Here is a 6,125-nt window from a genome sequence, read left to right on the forward strand (position 1 = left end):
TTGGCGTGGCGACGTGGCCGACGCGATCGGCCCGTATCACGCGCGCCTCGTGCCGCTGCTGCCCGCGCTGCCGCCGCTGTGGACGCACGGCGACTGGCATGCGTCGAACCTGCTGTGGACCGAGGCGGGGCCCGGCGCGCAGGTGCGGACGGTACTCGATTTCGGGCTGTCGGATCGCACCTGCGCGGTGATGGATCTCGCGCTCGCGATCGAGCGCAATACGGTCGACTGGATGGCGCCGGCCGATGCGCGCCGCGTCGAGTACGCGCAGATCGACGCGCTGCTCGACGGGTATGAATCGCTCGAACCGCTGGGCGACGAAGCCTACGCGGCGCTGGTCGCGCTGCTGCCGATCGTGCATACGGAGTTCGCACTGTCGGAAGTGGCCTATTTCGGTTGCATCATCGATGCGCCGGCAATCGTCGACATCGCATACGACGGCTACCTGATCGGTCACGCGCGCTGGTTCGGCGAACGCGACGGCCGGCAACTGCTCGACTGGCTCGTGCAGCGCCGGCGGGCGAAGCAAGGCGCTGCCTGATTCGCCTGCGGGGAATCGCCGCATACGCGTGCCGATTTCCCGTGCCACCGCCATCTTCCGTGCGGCCGTCGCGTCGCACGTTCATCGAATCCTCCTGATCGCCGAGGCGGGGCATGGCTCCCGCGGGGCGCCGCACGCATGCGCGCGGCTGCGCCCAACATGACGGAAATGTCATCTTCGCCTCATGTTCGCACTGCGGCCGGACCGTAGCATCGGTCGCGAACCGTTACCGCAGAACCGAACATGCTCAAGCTCAACCTCGCCGTGGCGATCGTCTTCGCGATGGCCGCGACGGCTCATGCGCAGCCGTCGCTGTCGCCGGGGCCGGTCCCGGCTGCCTCCGGCAGCGCCGCGCCGATCGGCGCACCGCCCCCCGACGCTCTCGCTCCCACCTCGCTGACGCTTGCCGATGCGCTATCGGTCGCGGCCCGGAACAATCCGGCGCTGCGCGGCGCACGCGCGGACGTCGATGCGTCGGCTGGCGCACTGATGCAGGCCGGCGCGCGGCCGAATCCCGAAGTGTCGTTCCTGCAGGAGGGGTTTCGTCGCGCCGAACGCACGTCGACCGCGCTGATCAACCAGACGATCGAACTAGGCGGCAAACGCAGCGCGCGGCTCGATGTCGCGTCGTACGGCAGGGAAGCGGCCAATGCATCGCTCGACGAGCAGGGCGCCGTCGTGCGCGCCGACGTGATCGCCGCGTTCTACGGGCTGCTGGCCGCGCAGCGCCAGCTTCAGGTGACCGAGGAATCGGCCGCGATCGCCGCGCGTTCCGCGGATCTGGCGAGCCGCCGCGCACAGGCCGGCAAGGTGTCGCCGGTCGAGGCGACCAAGGCGCACGTGGCGGCGGCCGGCGTGCAGATCGAAGTCGTGACCGCGCGCGGCCGTGTCGAGGTCGCGCGCGAGAAGCTGATCGCGGTGATGGGCGAAGCGCGCGACGGCCGGCTTGCGGTGCAGGGCGATCTTGAAGCCGTGCCGCCGGTCGAGACGTTGTCCGCGCTGACCGCACAGCTCGACGATGCGCCGCTCGCGCGGATCGCACGCGCCGAGATGCTGCGCTCGAACGCGGCCGTGTCGCTCGAACGCGCGCGGCGCATTCCGGACGTGACGATCAGCGCCGGCGTGAAGCGCGTGACCACGGGCGGCGTGCCGGACAACCAGGCGGTGGTCGGCGTGTCGATCCCGATTCCGCTGTTCAACACGAACAAGGGCGCGCTGCTCGAAGCGACGCACAAGGCCGAGCGCGCGAATGCCGATCTCGATCGTGAACGCACGCGCCTGCGGCTGAACCTCACGCAGGCGTACACGAATTTCGAAGCCGCCGCGCAGGAAGCGGAGCGGCTGAAGGCCGACATCCTGCCGGCCGCGCGCCTCGCACTCGATGCGATGTCGCGTGGCTACGAACTCGGGAAGTTCAGTTTCCTCGACGTGCTCGACGCGCAACGCACGCTGTTCCAGGGGCAGTCGCAATACGTGCGCGCGCTCGCCGATGCCCATACGGCCCGCGCCGACATCGGCCGACTCGTCGGTACGCCGCTTGCACCGGTCGCGCAATAGCGCAACGGACGCCTCATTTACCTGAAGGATCACCATGTCACGCAGCAGAATCCTGATCATCGCGGCGGTCGTGCTCGGCAGTGCCGGGATCGTCATCGGCGCACTCGGCGTCACGCGCAACAGCGGTGGCAACGGCGCGGCCGTTGCCGCTTCTTCCGCGGAAGCCGCCGGCGAGCGCGGCGGTGTCGTGCTCAAGCGCGGCAAGCTGTCCGTCGAAATCGTGATGACGGAGAAGCCCGGCGATGCGCGCCTCATCGTCTATCCGTTCGTCGACGGCAAGCCGGCCGACAAGGGCGTCACCGTGTCCGGCACGCTGGTTCGCTACGACCGCACGCACGAACCTTTGCGTTTCGACGCGGCCGGCCAGAAGTTCGTGTCCGCGCAGTCGATCGGCAAGCCGCACGTGTTCGACGCGACGATCGACGTGAAGGCGGGCAACGAATCGGCATCGTTCCCGTTCGCCCGCGCCGACGGTGCGATCGCGTTGACCGACGCGCAGCTCGCGACCTCGAAGATCGCGCTGGCGAAGGCCGGCCCCGCGCAGATCGCGACGCCGTTCCAGTTGCCGGGCGAGATCAAGTTCAACGAGGATCGCACCGCGCACGTGGTGCCGCGCGTAGCCGGCATCGTCGAGCAGGTGTCGGTGTCGCTCGGACAGAACGTGGCGAAGGGGCAGGTGCTGGCCGTGATCGCGAGCACCGATCTTGCCGACCGGCGCAGCGAGCTGCTGACGGCCGAGCGCCGGTTGTCGGGCGCCCGCGCGACCTACGAGCGCGAACGCACGCTGTGGAAGGAGCGCATCTCGGCCGAGCAGGACTACCAGCAGGCGCAGGTGCAGTTGCGTGAAGCCGAGATCGCCGTGCAGAACGCCAGGCAGAAGCTCGCCGCGCTGAACGCACCAGTCGGCGCGGGTGCGCTGAACCGCTACGAACTGCGCGCGCCGTTCGCGGGCACGATCGTCGAGAAGCACGCGACGCCGGGCGAAGCGATCGCCGCCGATGCCAGCATGTTCGTGATCTCCGATCTCTCGACGGTATGGGCCGAGATGGCCGTGCCGGCCCAGCGGCTGAACGACGTGCGGGTTGGCCGCGATGCGACGGTGATCGCGACCGCGTTCGAATCGCGTTCGAGCGGCCCGATCGCGTACGTGGGGTCGCTGCTCGGCGAACAGACGCGCACCGCGCCGGCGCGCGTCGTGCTGCCGAACCCGGACGGTGTGTGGCGGCCCGGGATGTTCGTGAACGTGTCGGTCGACGCGGGCAAGCAGGGCGTGCCGCTCGCGGTCGCGAGCGATGCGCTGCAGGACGTCGACGGCGCACCGTCCGTCTTCGTGCGCTCGCCGAAGGGCTTCGTCGCCCAGGCTGTCGAAACCGGGCGGCGCGACGAACGGGCGACCGAGGTGCTGAAGGGGCTCAAGCCGGGCCAGGAATACGCGGCGTCGAACAGCTTCGTGCTGAAGGCCGAACTCGGCAAGGGGAGCGCGGAGCATGAATGAGCGTTACGTGTGCGCCGTTGCGCGACTCGCGGCCCGGTATGCGGCCCGCTTTCCGGCCCGCCGGGTGACCGGCCGGGCGGCCCGTCCGTCGAGGGTGACCGTGCCCCGTTTCAAGGAATCCCGTCATGTTTGAGCGCCTGATCCGCTTTGCGATTGCGCATCGCTGGCTCGTGATGCTGGCGATCGCGGCCGTGGCCGCGCTGGGCGTGTTCAGCTACCAGAAGCTGCCGATCGACGCGGTGCCTGACATCACCAACGTGCAGGTCCAGATCAACACGTCCGCGCCCGGCTATTCGCCGCTGGAGGCCGAGCAGCGCATCACCTATCCGGTCGAGACCGTGATGGCCGGCCTGCCGGGCCTCGAGCAGACGCGCTCGATCTCGCGCTACGGGCTGTCGCAGGTCACGGTGATCTTCAAGGACGGCACCGACATCTATTTCGCGCGACAGCTCGTCAACGAGCGCATCCAGGAAGCGAAGGACAAGCTGCCGGCCGGCATCGCGCCCGCGATGGGGCCGACGTCGACGGGCCTCGGCGAGATCTACCTGTGGACCGTCGAGGCCGACGCGGCTGCGCGCAAGCCCGACGGCACGCGCTACACGGCGGCCGACCTGCGCGAACTGCAGGACTGGGTCGTCCGGCCGCAGCTCCGCAACGTGCGCGGCGTGACCGAGGTCAACTCGATCGGCGGCTACGTAAAGGAATACCGCGTCGCGCCGAATCCGGCAAAGCTGATGTCGTACGGGCTGACGCTCGCCGACGTCGTGCGCGCGCTGGAGCGCAACAACGACAACGTCGGCGCGGGCTACATCGAGAAGCGCGGCGAGCAGTATCTCGTGCGCGTGCCGGGCCAGGCGCGCACCGTCGACGATATCGCCAACATCGTGCTGACCAACGTCGGCGGCGTGCCGGTGCGGATGAAGGACGTCGGGCTGGTCGACATCGGCCGCGAGCTGCGCACCGGCGCGGCGACCTCGGACGGCGAGGAGGTCGTGCTCGGCACGGTCTTCATGCTGATGGGCGAGAACAGCCGCACCGTCGCGAAGGCCGTCGCCGCGAAGATGGAGGACGTGAACCGCACGCTGCCGGCAGGCGTGAAGGCGATTCCCGTATACGACCGCACCGTGCTGGTCGAGAAGGCCGTCGCGACGGTGAAGAAGAACCTGCTCGAGGGCGCGATCCTCGTGATCGCGGTGCTGTTCCTGTTCCTCGGCAACATGCGCGCGGCGCTGATCACGGCACTCGTGATCCCGCTGTCGATGCTGATGACCTTCACCGGCATGGTGAACGCGAAGGTCAGCGCGAACCTGATGAGCCTCGGCGCGCTCGACTTCGGGATCATCGTCGACGGCGCGGTGGTGATCGTCGAGAACTGCGTGAGACGGCTCGCGCATGCGCAGGCCGCTGCGGGCCGGCCGCTGACACGCGACGAGCGCTTCGCGGAGGTATTCGGCGCGTCGCAGGAAGCGCGCCGCGCGCTGATCTTCGGGCAACTGATCATCATGGTCGTGTACCTGCCGATCTTTGCGCTGACCGGTGTCGAAGGCAAGATGTTCCACCCGATGGCCATTACCGTCGTGATGGCGCTCGCGGCCGCGATGGTGCTGACCGTCACGTTCATTCCGGCGGCTGTCGCGCTGTTCATCGGCGAGCGCGTCGAGGAGAAGGAGAACCGCCTGATGGGCTGGGCGCGGCGCGCATACGAACCGGTGCTCGCCGCATTCATGACGCGTCCGGCACGCGTGATGATCGGCGCGGGCGCGATCGTGCTGGTCACGCTCGGGCTGGCGACCCGGCTCGGCAGCGAGTTCATCCCGAGCCTCAACGAAGGCGACCTGGCCGTTTCCGCGCTGCGGATTCCCGGCACGAGCCTGTCGCAGTCGGTGGAGATGCAGAAGTCGATCGAGAAGACGCTGAAAACGCGCTTCCCCGAGATCGAGCGCGTGTTCGCGCGCACCGGCACGGCCGAGATCGCGGCCGACCCGATGCCGCCGAACTTGTCGGACGGCTACATCATGCTGAAGCCTGCGGACAAGTGGCCCGACCCGAAGAAGCCGCGCGACCAGCTCGTGCGCGAGATCGAGGAAGCGCTCGCCGAGCTGCCGGGCAACGCGTACGAGTTCTCGCAGCCGATCCAGCTGCGCTTCAACGAACTGATCTCGGGCGTGCGCAGCGACGTCGCCGTGAAGATCTTCGGCGACGACATGGCCGTGCTGAACCAGACCGGCGAGCAGATCGCGGCCGCGCTGCAGAAGGTGCCGGGCGCGTCCGAAGTGAAGGTCGAGCAGACCACCGGCCTGCCGGTGCTGACCGTCAACCTCGACCGCGACAAGCTCGCGCGCTATGGCGTAAGCGTCGCCGACCTGCAGGACTCGGTGGCCGCGGCCGTCGGCGGGCAGAAGGCCGGCACGCTGTTCCAGGGCGACCGCCGCTTCGACATCGTCGTGCGGCTGCCCGACGAGCTGCGTTCGGACATCGAGGCGATCGAGCGGCTGCCGATCGCGCTGCCGGTACCGGCGGCGGGCGCCAGCG

General features: G+C 69.0%; 4 protein-coding genes. All 4 read left to right on the forward strand.

Going from position 1 to position 6,125, the window contains the following annotated elements; translation table 11 throughout:
* Positions 1 to 541, forward strand: a 541-nt coding sequence (locus G3N93_RS31850; RefSeq protein WP_206134743.1) for a phosphotransferase, incomplete at its 5' end; no start/stop codon positions are given.
* Between the two features lie 243 nt (positions 542 to 784).
* Positions 785 to 2,098 (forward strand): TolC family protein, encoded by a 1,314-nt coding sequence (locus G3N93_RS31855; RefSeq protein ID WP_206134744.1) that lies wholly within the window; start codon positions 785 to 787, stop codon positions 2,096 to 2,098.
* A gap of 34 nt (positions 2,099 to 2,132) precedes the next feature.
* Positions 2,133 to 3,593 carry an efflux RND transporter periplasmic adaptor subunit gene (locus tag G3N93_RS31860; RefSeq protein WP_174940760.1) on the forward strand — a complete coding sequence of 487 codons (1,461 nt, stop codon included), beginning with the start codon at positions 2,133 to 2,135 and terminating at the stop codon, positions 3,591 to 3,593.
* A 125-nt stretch (positions 3,594 to 3,718) separates the two neighbouring features.
* Positions 3,719 to 6,125, forward strand: a 2,407-nt coding sequence (locus G3N93_RS31865; RefSeq protein WP_206134745.1) for an efflux RND transporter permease subunit, incomplete at its 3' end; no start/stop codon positions are given.

Source organism: Burkholderia sp. Se-20378, assembly GCF_017104665.1.
Lineage (GTDB): Bacteria > Pseudomonadota > Gammaproteobacteria > Burkholderiales > Burkholderiaceae > Burkholderia > Burkholderia lata.